General features: G+C 63.2%; 17 protein-coding genes and 2 pseudogenes. 3 read left to right on the plus strand and 16 right to left on the minus strand.

Annotated elements, in window-relative coordinates:
* Positions 1-256 precede the first annotated feature (256 nt).
* Positions 257-1,216: an alpha/beta fold hydrolase gene (locus tag GTW25_RS09185; protein WP_252911748.1), complete on the plus strand. Its 960-nt coding sequence runs from the start codon at positions 257-259 to the stop codon at positions 1,214-1,216.
* A gap of 10 nt (positions 1,217-1,226) precedes the next feature.
* Here GTW25_RS09185 and GTW25_RS09190 read toward each other — a convergent pair whose 3' ends face one another.
* The 12 genes from GTW25_RS09190 to tkt all read right to left on the minus strand — a co-directional run bounded on the left by GTW25_RS09190 (position 1,227) and on the right by tkt (position 15,416).
* Entirely contained in the window at positions 1,227-2,396 is a 1,170-nt protein-coding gene (locus GTW25_RS09190; RefSeq protein ID WP_252911750.1) for a phenylacetate--CoA ligase family protein, read from the minus strand.
* Entirely contained in the window at positions 2,393-3,229 is an 837-nt protein-coding gene (locus GTW25_RS09195; RefSeq protein ID WP_252911752.1) for an ABC transporter ATP-binding protein, read from the minus strand. Before GTW25_RS09195 ends, GTW25_RS09190 begins: the two co-directional genes overlap by 4 nt.
* A gap of 63 nt (positions 3,230-3,292) precedes the next feature.
* Positions 3,293-4,603, minus strand: coding sequence for an ABC transporter substrate-binding protein (locus tag GTW25_RS09200; RefSeq protein ID WP_252911754.1), 1,311 nt, complete (start codon positions 4,601-4,603; stop codon positions 3,293-3,295).
* Between the two features lie 64 nt (positions 4,604-4,667).
* Positions 4,668-5,744, minus strand: a complete 1,077-nt coding sequence (locus GTW25_RS09205; RefSeq protein WP_252911755.1) for a branched-chain amino acid ABC transporter permease — start codon at positions 5,742-5,744, stop codon at positions 4,668-4,670.
* Positions 5,745-5,748: 4 nt separating this feature from the next.
* Positions 5,749-6,708, minus strand: a complete 960-nt coding sequence (locus GTW25_RS09210) for a branched-chain amino acid ABC transporter permease (RefSeq protein WP_252911756.1) — start codon at positions 6,706-6,708, stop codon at positions 5,749-5,751.
* Between the two features lie 13 nt (positions 6,709-6,721).
* Entirely contained in the window at positions 6,722-7,477 is a 756-nt protein-coding gene (locus tag GTW25_RS09215) for an ABC transporter ATP-binding protein (RefSeq protein WP_372493125.1), read from the minus strand.
* 68 nt (positions 7,478-7,545) lie between these two features.
* Positions 7,546-9,519 carry an AMP-dependent synthetase/ligase gene (locus GTW25_RS09220; RefSeq protein ID WP_252911758.1) on the minus strand — a complete coding sequence of 658 codons (1,974 nt, stop codon included), beginning with the start codon at positions 9,517-9,519 and terminating at the stop codon, positions 7,546-7,548.
* Between the two features lie 234 nt (positions 9,520-9,753).
* Positions 9,754-10,428 (minus strand): Crp/Fnr family transcriptional regulator, encoded by a 675-nt coding sequence (locus tag GTW25_RS09225; RefSeq protein WP_252911759.1) that lies wholly within the window; start codon positions 10,426-10,428, stop codon positions 9,754-9,756.
* A gap of 69 nt (positions 10,429-10,497) precedes the next feature.
* Complete coding sequence (locus GTW25_RS09230) at positions 10,498-11,691, minus strand: phosphoglycerate kinase (RefSeq protein ID WP_252911761.1); 1,194 nt, start codon at positions 11,689-11,691, stop codon at positions 10,498-10,500.
* A 23-nt stretch (positions 11,692-11,714) separates the two neighbouring features.
* Entirely contained in the window at positions 11,715-12,278 is a 564-nt protein-coding gene (locus GTW25_RS09235) for a putative glycolipid-binding domain-containing protein (RefSeq protein WP_252911763.1), read from the minus strand.
* Between the two features lie 5 nt (positions 12,279-12,283).
* The gene (gap, locus tag GTW25_RS09240) at positions 12,284-13,291 is read right to left on the minus strand and encodes a type I glyceraldehyde-3-phosphate dehydrogenase (protein WP_252911764.1); all 1,008 of its coding nucleotides are present in this window, start codon (positions 13,289-13,291) and stop codon (positions 12,284-12,286) included.
* 133 nt (positions 13,292-13,424) lie between these two features.
* On the minus strand, positions 13,425-15,416 hold the full coding sequence (tkt, locus tag GTW25_RS09245) for a transketolase (RefSeq protein WP_252911765.1): 1,992 nt from the start codon (positions 15,414-15,416) through the stop codon (positions 13,425-13,427).
* A 232-nt stretch (positions 15,417-15,648) separates the two neighbouring features.
* Between tkt and GTW25_RS09250 the strand changes: the two genes are divergently transcribed.
* The gene (locus GTW25_RS09250; RefSeq protein WP_252911767.1) at positions 15,649-15,921 is read left to right on the plus strand and encodes a DUF4164 domain-containing protein; all 273 of its coding nucleotides are present in this window, start codon (positions 15,649-15,651) and stop codon (positions 15,919-15,921) included.
* 5 nt (positions 15,922-15,926) lie between these two features.
* Positions 15,927-16,298: a cell division protein ZapA gene (locus tag GTW25_RS09255; RefSeq protein ID WP_252911768.1), complete on the plus strand. Its 372-nt coding sequence runs from the start codon at positions 15,927-15,929 to the stop codon at positions 16,296-16,298.
* Here GTW25_RS09255 and GTW25_RS09260 read toward each other — a convergent pair whose 3' ends face one another.
* From GTW25_RS09260 to GTW25_RS09270, 4 genes and pseudogenes are all read right to left on the minus strand, one after another.
* Positions 16,299-16,595, minus strand: a complete 297-nt coding sequence (locus GTW25_RS09260) for a CcdB family protein (RefSeq protein WP_252911770.1) — start codon at positions 16,593-16,595, stop codon at positions 16,299-16,301.
* Positions 16,595-16,849, minus strand: coding sequence for a type II toxin-antitoxin system CcdA family antitoxin (locus tag GTW25_RS09265; RefSeq protein ID WP_252911771.1), 255 nt, complete (start codon positions 16,847-16,849; stop codon positions 16,595-16,597). Before GTW25_RS09265 ends, GTW25_RS09260 begins: the two co-directional genes overlap by 1 nt.
* 42 nt (positions 16,850-16,891) lie before the next feature.
* Positions 16,892-17,131 (minus strand): annotated as a pseudogene (locus GTW25_RS20750) (ABC transporter C-terminal domain-containing protein); the annotation flags it as partial.
* A gap of 89 nt (positions 17,132-17,220) precedes the next feature.
* Positions 17,221-18,700: pseudogene (locus tag GTW25_RS09270) on the minus strand (ABC-F family ATP-binding cassette domain-containing protein); the annotation flags it as partial.
* Positions 18,701-18,709 lie beyond the last annotated feature (9 nt).

The raw sequence follows: 18,709 nt of genomic DNA on the forward strand, positions 1-18,709 counted from the left end.
CAGATGAACCGGCACTTCGGATTTCGTTCAGGCCGCCCCCGCTACATTCCGGTCAACGAATTCGAACAGACGGCCATCTCGCCGCTGGTCGTCACAAAAGCCGGACCGGGTGTAACGTCCCTTCCTCCCGGTTCGTCAGAGGCCGGAGGTTCCGAAAGGAGCTTCCGGCCTTACCTTTTCGATTCGTATCCTGCGATAATCTTTGCCTTTACGCGCCTGTGTTTCTATCAAGTTGACGGAGACAGACAGGGCATTCATGGCCGACCAGATTTTCCCCAGCGCCGACAATCCCGTTCCCGAAGAAGCCCATGCCGGCACATTTTCCGGCAAGGGGAAGGTGCAACTGCGCTATGCGCGGTTCGCCGCCACCGGCCGGCCGCTCAAGGGCACCGTGGTCATCTTTCCCGGCCGCAACGAAGCGATCGAAAAGTATTTCGAGACCATCGGCGAACTTCAGGAGCGGGGCTTCGGGGTGGCTCTGTTCGACTGGCGGGGGCAGGGAGGGTCGCAGCGCCTGACGAAGAATCCCCGGCGCGGCTATGTGCGTTCCTTCGACGATCATGTCGGCGATATCGACGCCTTCGTCGCCGATATCCTTTTGCCTGACTGTCGCGCGCCCTTCTTTCTGATCGGCCATTCGACCGGCGCGCTGACGGCGTTGCTCGCGGCCCCCAGGCTGACGAACCGCGTGCGCCGGATGGTGCTGCTCGCCCCTCTTCTGACGCTGGAAAAGATTCCCGTTTCGATGACGACGTTGCGCCGGCTGACGGGCTTCTTCACGCGGATCGGCTTCGGACGCGTGTTTCTGGCGCGCCGGCAGCGCACGCCGCAGCGCCAGGATTTCGAAACCAATATCGTGACCAGCGATCCCGTCCGTTTCGCGCGCAACCAGGCGATCTACGCCGAACATCCCGCGCTCGGCCTCGGCGCCACGACAATCGGCTGGGTCCATGCGGCGTGCGTGGCGGCCGCGCGCGTCCACGAGCGCGCCTTCCTGCGCAATCACCGCATTCCGACGCTGTTTGTCGCGGCAGGCGCCGACACGCTGGTCTCGACGCCCGCCGTGGAGGACTATGCGCGGCAGTTGCGCGGGGCTTCGATCGTCACCATCGACGGCGCGAAGCACGAGATCCTGCAGGAGGCCGATCGCTTTCGCGAGCAGTTCTGGGCAGCGTTCGATGCCTTCATACCGGGCGAGGGCGGCGACGGCCTGTAAGCCTCGACGCTCAGCGCTCGTCGGAAATGACCTTTCCGTCATTGGGAAGCGACCCCGGCGCAACGATTTCCACGCGCCCCTTCAGCTTCGTCAGTTCCGCAAGCTTGCTTTCGGCGGACCCGGCGAGCGCTTCGTCCGCGTGCTCGATCTTCAGGCACATCGCATCCTGCTCATCGGCGCGGGTGACGACGAGCCGCATGCGCCCCGTCGCGCCGAGCGCCTTGCCGAGCGCGGCGATCTGTTCGGGCCGCACGAACATGCCCTTGACCTTGGTGGCCTGATCGGCGCGGCCCATCCAGCCGGCGATGCGCGGCCGTCCATCCGCGCCGGCCGGTTCTGCGCGCGACATGTCGCCGGTGGCGAAGCGGAACAGCGGATAGTCGCGGTTGAGGCGCGTGACGACGATTTCGCCGACCTCGCCCTCCGGCAGCGGCTCACCCGTGCCGGGTCGGACGATCTCGAGCACGATGCCGTCATTGACCGCCATGCCGTCGGCGCCGTCCTCATAGGCGACGATGCCCAGATCGGCGGTGCCATAAGCCTGCATCACCTTGACGCCGCGCCCTTCGATCTCGGCGCGCAGCGTCGGCGGCAGGGCCGCGCCCGAGACGACCGCGCGTGTGATCGAACTTGCATCGACACCATCCGCGGCTGCCTTGTCGAGCAGGATTTTCAGGAAATCCGGCGTTCCGACATAGACGCTCGGGCGGAACTGCCGGATCGCGACGAGCTGATCGGCCGTGTTGCCCGGTCCCGCCGGAATGACCGCGCAGCCGAGCGCGTGCGCGCCACTTTCGAACATCGCGCCTGCCGGCGTCAGATGGTAGGAAAAGGTGTTGAGGACGATGTCGCCGGCCGAGACGCCCGCAACTTCGAGCGGCTTGGCCGCGCCCCACCAGTCGCGACCGCGCCCTTCGGGATCGAAGATCGGTCCGGGCGAAACGAACAGCCTCAGAAGCTGGCCCGGCGGGGTCGCATTCAGGCCGCCGAAGGGCGGGGCGGCGGATTGCAGTGCGGCAAGTTCGGATTTGCGCAGCACTGGAAGCGCCGCCAGCGCGTCACGCATCGTCAGGGCATCGATATCGATGCCGGCAAGCCGCTCCGCCCAGTAAGGCTGCCCGGCGATCGCGCGCGCGACATGCTCGCGCAGCGCTCCAAGAAGGTTCGCCTCGTCCGTCATGCGAGCCAGCGCTTGCGGCGTTTGTAGTGCTTCACGTCGCGGAACGACTTGCGGCCCTCGCCGCCGACGCCGAGATAGAATTCCTTCACATCGTCGTTCTCGCGCAGGGCGCTCGCCTCGCCATCGAGCACGACGCGGCCCGATTCGAGAATGTAGCCGTATTTCGCATAGCGCAGGGCGACATTGGTGTTCTGCTCGGCAAGCAGGAAGGACACGCCCTGTTCGTCGTTCAGCTTCTTCACGATCTCGAAGATTTCCTCCACGAGCTGCGGCGCGAGGCCCATGGACGGCTCGTCGAGCAGGATCATCTTGGGCCGCGACATCAGCGCCCGGCCGATCGCCGTCATCTGCTGTTCGCCGCCGGACGTATAGCCGGCCTGGCTGCCCCGCCGTTCGCGCAGACGCGGGAAATAGGTGTAGACCAGTTCGAGATCATCGCGGATGGCGGCATTGCCGTCGCGCCGCGTGAACGCGCCCGTCATCAGATTGTCCTCGACCGTCAAATGGCCGAAACAATGCCGCCCTTCCATGACCTGAATGCAGCCGCGCCGGACCAGATCGTTGGGCGACAGCGACTGAACCTGTCCACCCTCGAACAGGATCGTGCCCTTGGTGACCTCGCCGCGCTCGGCGTGCAGAAGGTTTGAAATCGCCTTCAAGGTCGTCGTCTTGCCGGCGCCATTGGCGCCCAGGATGGCTGTGATGCCGCCGCGCGGGACTGAGAGCGACACGCCCTTCAGGACGAGGATCACATGATCGTAGATCACCTCGATATTGTTCACCGACAGGATCGGCTCCGTGGGATCGGGAACGGGGGCGGTCGCTCGACTCATCGCTCTGGCCTCTTCGTGCTGAAATGTGCGGCGGCGCTGGACCGCCGCACGTCATGAGGACGCCTATTCGGCGCAGTCGTTCATGTCCCAGGGCTGGTTGGCGGCCGCGTAGTCGGCGGCGGCCTTTTCGACCAGGGGATCGATGACCGCGCGATCGGCCGTGATCAGGTCGGAGACCTTCACGAACTTTGCGCCGTCCCACTCCACCATCCATGCCGAAGCGTGGCCGGTATGGTTCGAGCAGCTCATGGCGAAGGGTGCCATCATCTCCTCCGCGCCAAGCTCGGCGAGGCGGGCTTCGTCCAGATTGACGTTTTCCAAGCCCTTGCGAAGCTGCTCCTGATCGATCATCGGCGTGCCGGCTTCCGCCTGCGCCGCCTCGACGGCTTCGGCAAGGATCACGGACATCAGGATGCCGCGCTGGTAGGCGGTCGAGTCGAATTCGCCTGCCGACTGGTTCAACTGCGACTTGCCGGCATCGACGACATGCGTCTTCACGTCCTGCATGAGCTTTGATTCGGAGTCGACGAAGTTCCACGACAGCGCGCGGTAGCCCTTGCCCTGCTCGCCGACGAGCGCGAGGTCGGGCTCATGCGCGCCCCACCAGACGGAGACGAACTGCTCCATGGGATAGCGCGTCTTGACGGCCTCGGTGATCGCGCCGGCATTCATCGCGCCCCAGCCCCACATGACGACGAAGTCCGGCCGTTCGCGGCGGATCTGCAGCCACTGAGCCGACTGGTTCTGCATCTCGGTCAGGCCGACGGGGATCGGCAGGAGTTCGAAGCCGTGCGTTTCGGCCATGACTTCCAGAAGTGGCAGGGGTTCCTTGCCGTAGGGATGGTCGAGATGCAGGAAGGCGATCTTCTTGCCGTTCAGACTGTCGAGATCGCCATCCGAAATGCCCAGCATGATCATCGACGCGCCGTCCCAATAGGAGGTCGGCGGGTTGAAGGCCCATTTGAACGTCTGGCCGTCCTGCATGGCCGAGAAGCCGTAGCCGGGCGCATACATCGGAATCTCATCGACGGCTGCGCGCGGCAGCACCTGAAGCGTGATGCCGGTCGACCAGGGCTGGGTGACGAGCGCGCCTTCCGATTTCAACTTCTCGTAGCACTCGACGCCCTTTTCGGTGTTGTAGCCGGTCTCGCATTCCTCGAACGCGATCCGCACGCCGCCGATGCCGCCGTCGCGCTCGTTGAGCATGGTCATGTAATCGAGCTGGCCGTTCATGTGCGGCGTGCCGGTCGCCGCGAACGGGCCGGTGCGGTAGGACATGTTGGGCAGTTTCAGCGTGTCCTGCGCCATAGCGGGAGCAGCAAAGCCGACCGCGAAGATACCGGCCATCAAGGCCGTCTTGTGGTTAAGTCTCATCACTCTTCTCCTCCACATACGCCCGGTTCCACCGGGCTTTTGCCTGAAAATTTTCCCGCACTCCTCAATGCGGGAACGGCCAGATGATCAGCTTTTCGCGGATCATGGCCCAGAACCGCGCGAGCCCGTGCGGCTCGACGATCAGGAAGCCGATGATCAGCGCGCCGATGATCATGGTGTTCAGATGCTCGACCATGGCCGAGGAAATCGGCAGGCCGAACATCGCCGGCACGGTGCCGATGATGACCGGCAGCGCGACGATCAGAAGCGCGCCGAGATAATTGCCGAGGATCGACCCCAACCCACCGATGATCGCGATGAAGAGCACGCGGAAGGAGAGCTGGATGTCGAACAAATCCGCCTCGGCCGCACCGCGCCACAGGAAAACGAACATCGCGCCGGCGATGCCCACGATGTAGGACGACACGAAGAAGGCCGAGAGCTTCGCCTTCATCAGGTTGATGCCGACGAGTTCGGCCGCAATGTCCATGTCGCGCACGGCCTTCCATGTCCGTCCGATGCGCCCGCGCGTGATGTTGATGGCGAAGAAGGTGACGACGCAGACGATCGACAGGACCACGAAATACTGGCTGAGTGCCGACGCGCGCGCGCCGGTGACGGTGACGCCGAACATCTGCGTGTTGGGCACCTGGATCGCGCCCGAGGCGTTATAATTGTAGAGCCACGCCCATTTCTGGAAGAGCCAGACAAGGAAGAACTGCGCCGCGAGCGTGGCGATGGCGAGGTAGAAGCCCTTGATCCTGAGCGAGGGCAGGCCGAAGGCGACCCCGACCATGGCCGAGAAGAAGCCCGACAGCGCGATGGCGACGAGCACGTTCATCTCGGGGAAGATCGTGACGAGCTTGTAGCAGGCATAGGCGCCGACGCCCATGAATGCGCCGGTGCCGAGCGAAAGCTGGCCCGCATAGCCGGTCAGGATGTTCAGCCCCAACGCTGCGAGCGCATAGATAAGGACGGGGATCAACAGCGCGCGGAAGGTGAAGTCGCTCGCCGTCAGCGGGAAGACGACGAAGGCGACGAGCAAAATGATGGCCAGCAGGATCGCGTCCTGCCGGACGGGGAAGAGGGCGTAATCCGCCTTGTAGCTGGTCTTGTACTGGCCGGCGATGCGATAGAACATTGGCTTACACCCGCTCGATGATCTTTTCGCCGAACAGACCTTGCGGTCTGACGAGCAGGACGAGAAGCGCCAGGATATAGGCGAACCAGGCTTCCGTATTGCCGCCGAGAAGCGGCTGGCCCCAATAGATCTCGAAGACCTTTTCGAGGATGCCGATGGCAAGGCCGGCGACGATGGCCCCGGTCACGCTTTCCAGCCCGCCGAGCATCAGCACCGGGAGTGCTTTCAGCGCGATCACTTCCAGCGCGAAGGAAACGCCCGCCCGCGCACCCCATGCGATGCCGGTGGCAAGCGCGATGATGCCGGCGATGAACCAGACGATGACCCAGATGGTCGACAGCGAGATGCCGACCGACAAAGCGGCCTGATGGTCGTCGCCGAGCGCGCGGATGGCACGGCCCATGCGCGACTTGTTGAGGAAGATAAGGAGGAGCACGACGAGCGCGACCGCACCGACGACGGCGGTCACGTCGCGCTGTTCGATGGAGACGAAGCCGCCGAACGGCTCCAGCATCCAGCTCCCGGTGGGGATGTAGAGCTCGCTCGTTATCATCCTTTTGTTCTCGCCGCCGAAGATCGTTTCGCCGAGGCCGATGAGAAACAGCGTGATGCCGATCGTCGCCATGAAAAGGATAATGTCTGGCTGGTTGACCAGCGGGCGCAGGACGACGCGCTCGATGGTGACGGCCAGCACGAACATGACGCCGAGCGTCAGGATGACGGCAAGCAGCGCGGGCACGCCCATCTGATAGAGGCCGACCAGCGTCAGGGCCGCGAAGACGACCATGATGCCTTGAGCGAAATTGAAGATGCGCGAGGATTTGTAGATCAGCACGAAGCCGAGCGCGATCAGCGCATAGAGCACGCCCGAGACGAGCCCTTCCCAGACGACCTGGATGAGGAAGTCGGGCGCAGCCGCCATATCGGCGAAGGGAGCTATGAGGATCGAATGCAAGCTTTCCATTTTCCCTCTCCGATCAGTGCGACACGCCGAGATAGGCGTCGATGACGGCCTGGTCGGCCTTGACCTGGTCCGGCGGCCCGTCGGCGATCTTCTTGCCGTAGTCGAGCACCACCACCCGGTCCGACAAATCCATGACGACGCCCATGTCGTGTTCGATGAGCGCGATGGTCGTTCCGCGCTGCTGATTTACGTCGAGGATGAAGCGGCTCATGTCCTCTTTTTCTTCAAGGTTCATACCGGCCATCGGCTCGTCGAGCAGGAGAAGCGATGGTTCCATCGCGAGCGCGCGGCCAAGCTCGACGCGCTTTTGCAGGCCGTAAGGCAGCTTCCCGACCGGTGTGTGCCGGATGTGCTCGATCTCGAGGAAGTCGATGATCTCCTCGACCTTCTCGCGGTGCTCGATTTCCTCCGCGAGCGCCGGGCCGTGCCACAGCATCTGCCACACGATGTTGCGCTTCATCAGCACCGACCGGCCTGCCATGATGTTGTCGAGCGTCGACATGCCCTTGAAGAGCGCGACGTTCTGGAACGTGCGGGCGATTCCCTGCCGCACGGCATGGTGCGGCTTCATCGCGCGGCGGGCATGGCCGCGGAAGGTGATGGTGCCGGTCTGCGGCGTGTAGAAGCCGTTGATGACGTTGAGCATCGACGTCTTGCCCGCACCGTTGGGGCCGATGATGGCGCGGATTTCGCCCTTGCGCACGTCGAACGAGATGTCGGTGATCGCCTTCACGCCGCCAAAGGCGAGCGAAACGTTCTTCACATCCATCAGCAGCGCACCTTTGGCGATGCCGTCATCATCGGGTGCCACGATCAGATCGTTGCCGGGGTGCGCGTTCATTCGGCTGCCTCCCTGACCGGGTCGGCCGCGCCGAAGACCGGAGCATCGGCGATCTTCACGGTCGCGCGGATCTTGCCCTTGCGCCCGTCCTCATAGGTCACTTCCGTTTCGACGAATTTCTCGGACGAGCCGTCATAAAGCGCCTCGATCAAAGGTGCATAGCGCTCTGCCACATAGGAGCGGCGAACCTTTTGCGTGCGCGTCAGCTCACCGTCATCGGCGTCGAGTTCCTTATGGAGAATGAGGAAGCGCCGGATTTGCGCGGCGGCCATCATCGGCTCCTTGGACAGACGCCGGTTCGTCTCTTCCACATTCGCCGCGATCATCTCGTAGACGAGCGGGTGGCCGGCCAGTTCCTGATAGGACGCATAGGCGATGTTGTTGCGCTCGGCCCAGTTGCCGACCGCCTGCAGGTCGATATTGATGAAGGCTGCGGCATGCTCGTGCCCATCGCCATAGGCGACCGCTTCCTTGATATTTGGGAAGAATTTCAGCATGTTTTCGAGATATTTCGGCGCGAAGAGCGCGCCGGATGCGAGCTTCCCGACATCCTTGGCGCGGTCGATGATTTTCAATTGGCCGTCCGTGTCGAAGAAGCCGGCGTCGCCGGTCTTCACATAGCCGTCCGGCGTCATCGTCTCGGCGGTCTTTTCGTCTTCCAGATAATAGCCGGAGAACATGCCCGGCGAACGGAACTGCACCTCGCCATCATCCGAAATGCGGATGTCGACATTGGGCGCGGGCGGGCCGACCGTGTCGGAGCGAACCTCGCCGTCCTTCTGGCAGGTCACGTAGAGAAACGCTTCGGTCTGGCCGTAAAGCTGTTTCAGGTTCACGCCGAGCGAGCGGAAATAGGAGAACAGGTCCGAGCCGATCGCCTCGCCGGCCGTGTAGGCGACGCGGATGTTCGACAGGCCGAGGACGTTCTTCAGGGGACCGTAGATGAACAGGTTCCCAAACGCGTAGGACAGCCGCGCACCGAGCGGCACATTGCGGCCTTCAAGGATCGCTTCGCCATGTTTGCGGGCCACTTCGATGAAATATCGATAGAGCCAGCGCTTGAGGCGCGAGGCGTCTTCCATGCGGATCGTGACGGAGGTCAGCAGACCCTCGAAGACGCGCGGCGGCGCGAAATAGAAGGTCGGGGCGAGTTCGCGCAAATCCTGCGCGACCGTCTGGCCGCTTTCCGGGCAGGCCATGGTGAAGCCCGACACGTAGCCTTGGGCGTAGTTCAGATAATGATCGCCGACCCAGGCGAGCGGCAGATAGGCAAGCACGCTGTCCTTCTCGGTCAGTCTGTCGAAGGCGACCGTGTCCTGTGCGGCTTTGACGGCGTTCTTCGCTTTCAGCATCACGCCTTTGGAGCGGCCGGTGGTGCCGGACGTGTAGAGCATGATCGAGATGTCGTCGCCCGAGGCGCTGCGGATGCCGTCTTCCCATGCCTTCGCGCGCCCGGCATCTTCTTCCTGCGCGCTGCGGCCCATTTTCTGGACGTCGGCAAAGTCGTGCAGGGCGGAAAGATCGTAATCGGCAAGTCCGCGCGGTTCGTCATAGATCATCGCGACGAGGTCGGTGAGTTTGTCGGCGAAGCTCCCGAGCTTGTCGACCTGCTCCTGATCCTGCACGACGGCGAAGCGGACGCCGGCATGGGACAGCACATACGAAAGCTCTTCCGCCACCGCGTCGGCATAGACCGGAACGGGTATGCCGCCGAGCGACTGGACGGCGCAGACGGCCCAGTAGAGTCGTGGCCGGTTCGCGCCGATGATGGCGACCTTGTCGCCGTGCCGGCAGCCGAGTTCGGCAAGGCCGATCGCGAAATCGCGGATCTCGCCCTGCTGTTGCGACCAGGTCCAGCTTTGCCAGATGCCACGATCCTTGTGGCGCATCGCCCACTGCGATCCGAACAGCTCCGCATTGCGCAGGAGATATTTCGGGAACGTATCGGGCAAGGCATGTGCCTCAGCCAAGCGCGTTTCCTCCCGGACCGCCGCCTGCTCCTCAACAGCAGGCTTGAAACGGTCCCGTCATGGTCGGATACAATCGAGCGTCCTGCGCGTGCAGGCTCCTCTCGCTCGAAACCATCCTTGTAGCGAAGTTTCCACGAATCACGATGCCGGGCAATACGGGCCTTGACAGACAGGCGCGGGAATAGTCTGTTGGATCGGCAGCGCGTCTGCGCTAAATCCCGACATTGCCGAATTTCACGCGCCGTAATCGCCGAGCGCGGCAATGTCGAGCGGCCGGATCGTGCCCGGCCCGATCGCGATGAGCCCTTCGTCGGCCAGTTCCGCCAGACAGCGGTTCGCCACCTGCCGCGACACGCTGGCGAGAAGCCCGACTTCTTCCTGCGTGATCTCGATGATGTCGCCGACGCGCGGGCTCAGGACCGGATTGCAGATCCACGAGAGGTTACGCGCCACGCGCGCCTTGGCATCGAAGGATCGGTCGTGCTCGGTGATCGCGATGAATTGACCGAGCCGTTCGTTCAGTTGCCGCACGAGGAAGCGATTGAAGCCGACGCTGTTCTCGCATAGCCAGACGAAGGTCGCGCGGGTCATCAGATTGATGCGGGTGTCGCGTAGTGCAACGAGGTCGTATTTGCGTTCCTCGTTCTTCAGCATCGAGCCTTCGCCGAACCAGCCGCCCGCGCCGATGCCGGCAAAGGTGATCGCCTTGCCGGTGCGGGCGACCGCGCTCATCTTGACGAGGCCGGTGGCGACGCCCGTCCATGAATCGAGCCGGTCGCCGCGATGGCAGATATAGCTGCCCTTGGCGTAGGCGCGCTCCGACATGCCGCGGGCGGCGCGCTCGACTTCCTCGTCGGTGAGCTCGCCCGCCCATATCTCCGTTCTTACGAACTCGACTTTAGCCGCCATGGTCTTCCCAAGCTCTTCCTGAACTCAAGAGACGACTGGCTTGAGGCTGCGAAGTCAAGTCCGACGCGCCTACTTCGCCAATGCGGCGACGCCGGGAAGTTCCTTGCCTTCCATCCATTCGAGGAATGCACCGCCTGCGGTCGAAACATAGGTGAAATCGCTTGCGACGCCTGCCTGGTTGAGCGCCGAGACGGTATCTCCGCCGCCTGCGACCGATACGAGTTTTCCGGCCTTCGTTTCATCGGCCGCGAAGCGCGCAGCCGCCATCGTCGCCTTGTCGAACGGCTCGATCTCGAAGGCGCCGAGCGGACCGTTCCAGACCAACGTGTTTGCGCGGCCGATCCACTCATTCACCTTTTCGACGGTCTGCGGACCGGCATCGAGGATCATCGCGTCGTCGGGCACCTGATCCACCGACACCACTTCGCTGGCAGCGCCCGCCTTGAACTCGCGGGCGACGACCGCGTCGACCGGCAGGATGATGGCGCAGCCGGTTGTTGCGGCTTCCGTCATGATGGTCTTCGCCGTGGCGGCCAGATCGTGCTCGCACAGCGACTTGCCGACCTTCGTGCCGCGCGCGGCGAGGAACGTGTTCGCCATGCCGCCGCCGATGACGACCGCATCGACCTTTTTCACCAGATTGAGCAGGAGGTCGATCTTGGTCGAAACCTTCGCGCCGCCGACGATCGCGACGACGGGCTTTTGCGGCTTGCCGAGGCCCTTTTCCAGCGCTTCGAGCTCTTCCTGCATGGTGCGGCCGGCATAGGACGGCAGCAAGCGCGCCAGCCCTTCCGTCGAGGCGTGGGCGCGGTGCGCAGCGGAGAACGCATCGTTGACGTAGAGATCGCCATTGGCGGCGAGCGCCTTGGCGAAGTCGGCGTCGTTCTTTTCCTCGCCGGCGTGGAAGCGGGTATTTTCCAAAAGAAGCACGTCGCCGTCCTTCATCGCCGTGACCGCCTTTTCGGCCGCCGGGCCGATGCAGTCGTCGGCGAAGGCGACCTCGCGCCCGATCGCATCGGCAACGCCCTGCGCGATCGGCGCGAGCGACATGTCCTTGACGACGGTGCCCTTCGGTCGGCCGAAATGGGCGAGCAGGATGACCTTGCCGCCTTTTTCCGACAATTCCCGGATCGTCGGGGCGACGCGCTCGATGCGGGTGGCATCGGATATCGTGCCGTCATCGTTCAGCGGCACATTCAGGTCGACGCGAACGAGGATGCGCTTGCCGGCGGCGTCGATGTCGTCAAGGGTGCGAAAGCTCATGAAAGTCTCCGGTCGTGCAGCGGTCAAAGCCGCGCGAAAAGGGTTGGGTAATCGAGGACGAGCCCGTCCTCGTCGAGCGGCAGATCGGCCGCGAAGGTACGGTCCGCCGCCTCGTAGCGGTAGAGGCGGGACTCTTCGAGGCAGGTGTAGTTCTGCCCATCGACGAAAGGTTCGAGCGTATCGAAGGGAACGTAGATCATCGACAGACGCACGCTTTCGGCATCGCGTCCAAGTGCGAGCCGGCGGATCGGCAGCGTGTTGGTGAACGGCGTGACGGACAGATCGATGTCGATGCAGCCGTCGAATTCGGGCCGCGAAGCCCCCGAGGCATCGCGCCAGTTTCCCGCGCCATCTCCGGTCATGGCAAGACTGCGACCGTCCGTCGTTTGGATGCGGAACGCACGGACAGCCCAGCCCGCATCGCATTCGATGGTGTAGCGCGCGCCGAAGGTGCGGCCTTCGAAGTCGCCGATCACGACGCTCGTTGCGGTAACGCCGTCGCCCTTGGGCGACAGCGTCAGATGTTCCAGCCCCGCGCCCTCAAGCGGACGCCAGCGAATGGTTCGCGTGGCGAGGGCGCGGAACATGTCGCTCAGATGAGCTTGCCGAAGGCGACCGCCGTGTCGCTCATGCGGTTCGAGAAGCCCCATTCATTGTCGTACCAGGTCAGGATGCGCACGAAGGTACCATCCATGACCTTGGTCTGGTCGAGCGCGAAGATCGAGGAATGCGGGTCGTGGTTGAAGTCGATCGACACGTTCGGGTCGGTGGTGAAACCGAGAACCCCCTTGAGGCGGCCATTGGCGGCGGCCTTGATGGCGTCGTTGATCTCCTGAACCGTCGTGGCGCGCTTGGCGACGAACTTGAAGTCCACCACGGAGACGTTCGGCGTCGGAACGCGGATCGAGGAGCCGTCGAGCTTGCCGTTGAGTTCCGGCAGGACGAGGCCGACGGCCTTGGCCGCGCCGGTCGAGGTCGGGATCATCGACAGGGCCGCCGCGCGGGCGCGGTAAAGGTCCTTGTGCATCGTGTCGAGCGTCGGCTGGTCGCCCGTATAGGAGTGGATCGTCGTCATGAAGCCGTGGTCGATGCCGATGGCTTCGTTGAGGACCTGAGCGACCGGAGCCAGGCAATTGGTCGTGCACGAGGCGTTCGAAATGACCATGTGGTCCTTCGTCAGCTTGTCGTGGTTGACGCCGTAGACGACGGTCAAATCGGCGTTGTCTGCCGGGGCCGAGACGATGACGCGCTTGGCGCCCGCTTCCAGATGCGCGGACGCCTTGTCCTTCGACGTGAAGATGCCGGTGCATTCGAGGGCGATGTCGACGCCTTCAGACTTCCACGGCAGTTCGGACGGGTTGCGAACGGCATGGACCTTGATCGGACCGCGACCGGCGTCGATCGCATCGCCGACCACCTTCACTTCGCCCGGAAAGCGGCCATGGACGGAATCGTAGCGCATCAGATGCGCATTGGTCTCGACCGGGCCGAGATCGTTGATCGCGACGACTTCGATGTCGGTGCGGCCCGATTCGTAGATCGCGCGCAGAACGTTACGGCCGATGCGGCCAAAACCGTTGATGGCAACTCTCACAGTCATTCGCTGTCTCCCGGGAGAAATAATGGCTTGGGTGCGGGTGTCTTAGCTAGGCAAGGCGGCAGAATCCAGCGCCAGACAAGCGAAAAGGGCGGGTGCAGCACCCGCCCTTTCGAACTTAATCGGTTTTATTGCCTCAAGCCTTGGAAAGCTTCGCCTCGACGGCAGCGACCGTCGCCTCCGGCGTGATGCCGAAATGCTTGTAGAGCTTTTCATAAGGACCGGATGCGCCGAAGGACGACATGCCGACGAAGATACCATCCGAACCGATCAGTTGATCCCAGCCCATGCGGATTCCGGCCTCGATCGCGACCTTGAGTGATCCGTCATTGAGGATGGCGGCGCGATAGTCCTCGTCCTGCTCGGCGAAAAGCTCAAAGGACGGGACCGAAACGACGCGGGTCGGATGGCCCTTGGCTTCGAGGATTTCGCGCGCCTTCATCGCGATTTCGACCTCGGAACCTGATGCGAAGATCGTGACCTTCGCGGCGGCGCTTGCGGTCGCGAGTTCGTAGGCGCCGAGCGACGACAGATTGTCCTCGTTGTGATCGGTGCGCAGCGTCGGCAGGTTCTGGCGCGTAAGCGCCAGGGTGGACGGGGTGGTGTCCGATTCCAGCGCGATCTGCCAGCATTCGGCTGTTTCGACCACGTCGGCGGGGCGGAAGACGTAATGGTTCGGGATCGCGCGCAGGGCTGCGAGCTGCTCGACCGGCTGGTGCGTCGGACCGTCTTCGCCAAGTCCGATAGAATCATGCGTCATGACGAAGATCGAGCGGATGCCCATCAGCGAGGCAAGCCGCATCGCGGGGCGCGCATAGTCGGAGAACACAAGGAACGTGCCACCATAAGGAATGACGCCGCCATGCAGCGCCATGCCGTTCATGGCGGCCGCCATTCCGTGCTCGCGGATGCCGTAATGAAGGTAGCGGCCGGAGAAATCCGTCGGCGTGATCGGCTTGGTCTGCGAGGTCTTGGTGTTGTTCGATCCGGTCAGATCGGCCGATCCGCCGATCGTGTCGGGAAGCAGCCCGTTGATGACTTCGAGCGCCATTTCCGAAGCCTTGCGGGTCGCGACCTTCGGCTGGTCGGCCGACAGCTTCTTCTTGTAGTCGACGATCGCCGCGTCGAGGCCATCGGGCAATTCGCCGCGCATGCGGCGCTCGAACTCGGCGCGCTTGTCGGCGTCGGCCTTGCCGAGACGCTCTTCCCAGACCTTTTTCGCCTTGGCGGCATTGAGGCCGGCCAGACGCCAGGCATCGAGAATATCGGAGGGAACGACGAAGGGCTCGTACTCCCAGCCGAGCGCCTTGCGCGTCGCGGCGATTTCCTCGGCACCCAGGGGCGAGCCGTGGGCCTTGTTGGTGCCGGCGCGGGTCGGCGCGCCGAAGCCGATCGTCGTCTTGAAGGCGATGAATGTCGGGCGATCCGACGTTTTGGCGCTTTCGAGCGCGGCGGCGACGGCTTCGGGGTCGTGGCCATCTGCCGACAGGGTGTTCCAGCCCGACGCCTTGAAGCGCGCGATCTGGTCTGTCGAATCGGCTAGCGAGACCGGGCCGTCGATCGAGATGTTGTTGTCGTCCCACATGACGATCAGCTTGCTCAGCTTCAGATGCCCGGCCAGCGAGATCGCCTCCTGGCTGATGCCTTCCATGAGGCAGCCGTCGCCGACGAGCGTATAGGTGTGGTGGTCGACCAGGTCGTCGCCGTAATGCGCATTCAAGATGCGCTCGGCGATCGCCATGCCGACGGAATTGGCAAGCCCCTGTCCCAGCGGGCCGGTGGTCGTCTCGATGCCGGCGGCATGCCCGTATTCGGGATGGCCGGCGGTCCTTGAGCCGAGCTGGCGGAAATTCTCGATCTCGTCGAGGGTGATGTCCTCGTAGCCGGTCAAATAGAGCAGCGAATAAAGCAGCATCGAGCCATGGCCGGCCGACAGCACGAACCTGTCCCGGTCGGCCCAGTTCGGATTCTGCGGGTCGTATTTCAGGAAGCGGGTAAAGAGCACCGTAGCGATGTCGGCCGCCCCCATCGGCAGTCCGGGATGGCCCGAATTCGCCTTTTCGACCGCATCCATGGAAAGGAAGCGGATCGCATTGGCCATGCGGTCGTGCTTGTCGCGTGTGGTCATGATCGCTCTGTCCTGCCGAAATAAAGGAGATTTATGGGCCAAAAGGCCGTCAGGCAGGCGACACATAGCCGTTCGGCACAGGGAGTCAACGCCCGGTCCGCCTTGATCCTGGCGGAATGACGGGGATAGTGGCGCGCTTCAGTTGACTGCCGATTCGTCCGACGCCTAATGTTTTTCGATTAAAGTGTTCTCGCGTCACAATGATTCGGTTGCGACCCAGGGATCGGGAGCCATGACCGGGGAAACCACGCTCAGAGAAGTGATCGGCCGTTTGGGCGCCGCCGTCGAAGCGCTGGAAAGCGCAGCTTCGGGCCGGCTCGAAAACGATCAGGATTATCAGGAAGCCGACGCAGAGGTGCAGCGCATGAATGCCGACCGCACGCGGCTCGCGCAGGAACTCGACGCATCCGAAGCGCGCGCCGAACGGCTCGAGGACGCCAACAAGGAAGTCTCGCGCCGGCTCGTAACCGCGATGGAAACGATCCGCGCCGTGCTGGACAGGTAGGAACCATGGCTCAGGTCACCGTGACGATCGACGGCAAGGCTTACCGGATGGCCTGCGACGAAGGGCAGGAAGAGCACCTGATTTCGCTCGCCAGCCGCTTCGACCGCTATGTCTCGCATCTCAAGGATTCGTTCGGCGAGATCGGCGACCAGCGGCTCACCGTCATGGCCGGCATCATGGTCATGGACGAACTGGCCGAATTGCAAAAGCGCATGAAGGGCTTCGAGACCGAGATCGGCACCTTGCGCAAGACGCGCGACGATGCGCTGACCAAGGCCGACAAGAACGACGCCGCGCTGACCGGCGCGCTCGCCGGTTTCGCCGAGCGGATCGAGATCCTCGCCGACCGGCTGGCCGGACGGCCGCGGCAGGTCTGATCAGAACCCTTGAAAGAGCATGTCGAGCGCGGCGGTGATTTCGTCGGCATTGGCTGAAAGCGTCGCAACGCGAACGGTAAGTTCCGCTTCAGGCATCGCTGAAATCAGGTGGGTCGCACAGAGATAAGACGTGCCTTCAACGTCGAAAACCGGATGCAGGCGCGGAAGTTTTCTTGGTGTAGAATTTGCAGGCAGTAGCGGGATGACGACGCGCGACCCGATTATATCCAGAAGGGATGATTGAACGTCGAGAACGAAGCTGCCATCGGCAAGTCGATAGATGTCATGGCGCCCCATCAGAACATACGATACCTGGCAAGGGGCAGACCGTGCTCATTGACCCAGGCGTTCCAACCCTCCAACGCTTCTCGGTTTTCTTCGACCCAGCGCCGCTTCTTTTCGGCGCGCACTGCTTCAGCGATGCCTGTCTCTGCTGCGCGAGAAACGTTCACCGATAGAGCCTTCGCCTCGGAAAGAAGATCGACATCGATCGTCAGATTGGTCGCCTTGCGAGCGGCGGACGGTTTTTCATGGCGCATGGCAAACTCCATCGATTATGCACATAATATATGCGCACTACGATTTCGCTGCAATCAGCTTTCGATTTCCTCGCGCAGCATTTCCAGTTCCAGCCATTCCTCTTCCATCCGTCCGATATCCGACCGGAGGGCATCAAGCGATGCGGCGGTTTTGGCGAAGCCGTCCGGATCGCGCGTGTAGAAAGCTGCATCGGCCATCTTGATTTCCAGTGCCGCGATCTTTGCGGCGGTCGCCTCCATCTCGCCGGGCAGTTTTTCGAGCGCGAACTTCTGTTTGAACGAAAGCTTCCTCGACGAGGAAAGCGCGGCCGGTTTCGAGGTCGCCTGAGCGGGCTTTGCCTTCGGTTCGCCCTTCGGCACCTTCTGGCCGAACGACTTCGTGCCGCGCTGGGTAAGCATGTCGGTGTAGCCCCCGGCATATTGGGTCCAGCTTCCGCCGCCATCCGGCGCAATGGTGCTCGTGACCGTGCGGTCGAGAAAGTCGCGGTCGTGACTGACGAGGATGACCGTGCCGGGAAAGCCGGACACGAGTTCCTGCAAAAGGTCCAGCGTTTCCATGTCGAGATCGTTGGTCGGCTCGTCAAGGACGAGCAGATTGGCCGGTCGCGCGAGAAGCCGCGCCAGAACGAGGCGCGCACGTTCGCCGCCGGACAATTCGCGGATCGGCGTTCGTGCCTGTTCGGGCTTGAAGAGGAAGTCCTTCATGTAGGAGACGACGTGGCGCTCTTCGCCGTTGACGACGACGCTGTCGCCGCGCCCATCGGTCAGATAGTGGGTCAGTGTTTCCTCAAGGTCGAGGTCGCGCTTCTGGTCGAGCGTGGCGATCTCCAGATTGACGCCCAGGCGAACTTTCCCGCTGTCCGGCGCAAGTTCGCCGGTCAGCATCTTCAGGAGCGTCGTCTTGCCCGAGCCGTTCGGACCGACCAGGCCGATCCGGTCTCCGCGCTGGATGCGGATCGAGAAATCGCTGACGATCGGCCGTTCGCCATATGCCTTTGAGATGGATTTCGTCTCGATGACGAGCTTGCCGGACTCGGCGGCGTCGCTCGCCTGCAATGTCGCCTTGCCTTCCGCGCCGCGATGAGTGCGGAATTCCTGGCGCATGGACTGGAGTTCGCCCAGACGACGCATGTTGCGCTTGCGCCGCGCGGTCACGCCGTAGCGCAGCCAGTGCTCCTCGCGCATGATCTGGCGGCCGAGCTTGTGCTGGTCGCGTTCTTCTTCTTCGAGGGTCCGGTCGCGCCATTCCTCGAAATGGGCGAATCCTTTTTCGAGGCGGCGGGTCTGGCCGCGATCGAGCCATACCGTCGATTTCGAGACCCGTTCGAGAAAGCGCCGGTCGTGCGAAATGACGACCATGGCCGAGGTCGAGCGAACGAGTTCGCCTTCGAGCCATTCGATCGTGGCGAGGTCCAGATGGTTGGTCGGTTCGTCGAGAAGGAGGATATCGGGCTGCGGGGCCAGCACGCGTGCGAGGGCCGCGCGGCGCGCCTCTCCGCCCGAGAGGCTGTCGGGCATTGCCGTGGGATCGAGATCGAGGCTTTCCACCAGATAGGAAGCGCGATGCGGATCGTCGGTCGGGCCAAGGCCGGCTTCGACATAGGACAGCACCGTCGCAAAGCCCTCCATGTCCGGCATCTGCTTCAGATAGCGGATAGTGGCGGAGGGCTGGCGGAAGATTTCGCCGTCCTGCGCCTCGACGATGCCGGCAGCGATTTTCAGGAGCGTCGACTTGCCCGACCCGTTGCGGCCGACAAGCGCGATGCGATCGCCTTGCGTCGCCATGAGGGAGGCGCCATCGAGAAGCGGCGTGCCGCCGAAGGTCAGCCTGATGCCGTCGAGATTGAGAAGCGGGGGTGCCATTTCGATGTC

This window comes from Aliihoeflea aestuarii (genome assembly GCF_024105665.1).
Classification (GTDB): domain Bacteria; phylum Pseudomonadota; class Alphaproteobacteria; order Rhizobiales; family Rhizobiaceae; genus Aliihoeflea; species Aliihoeflea aestuarii.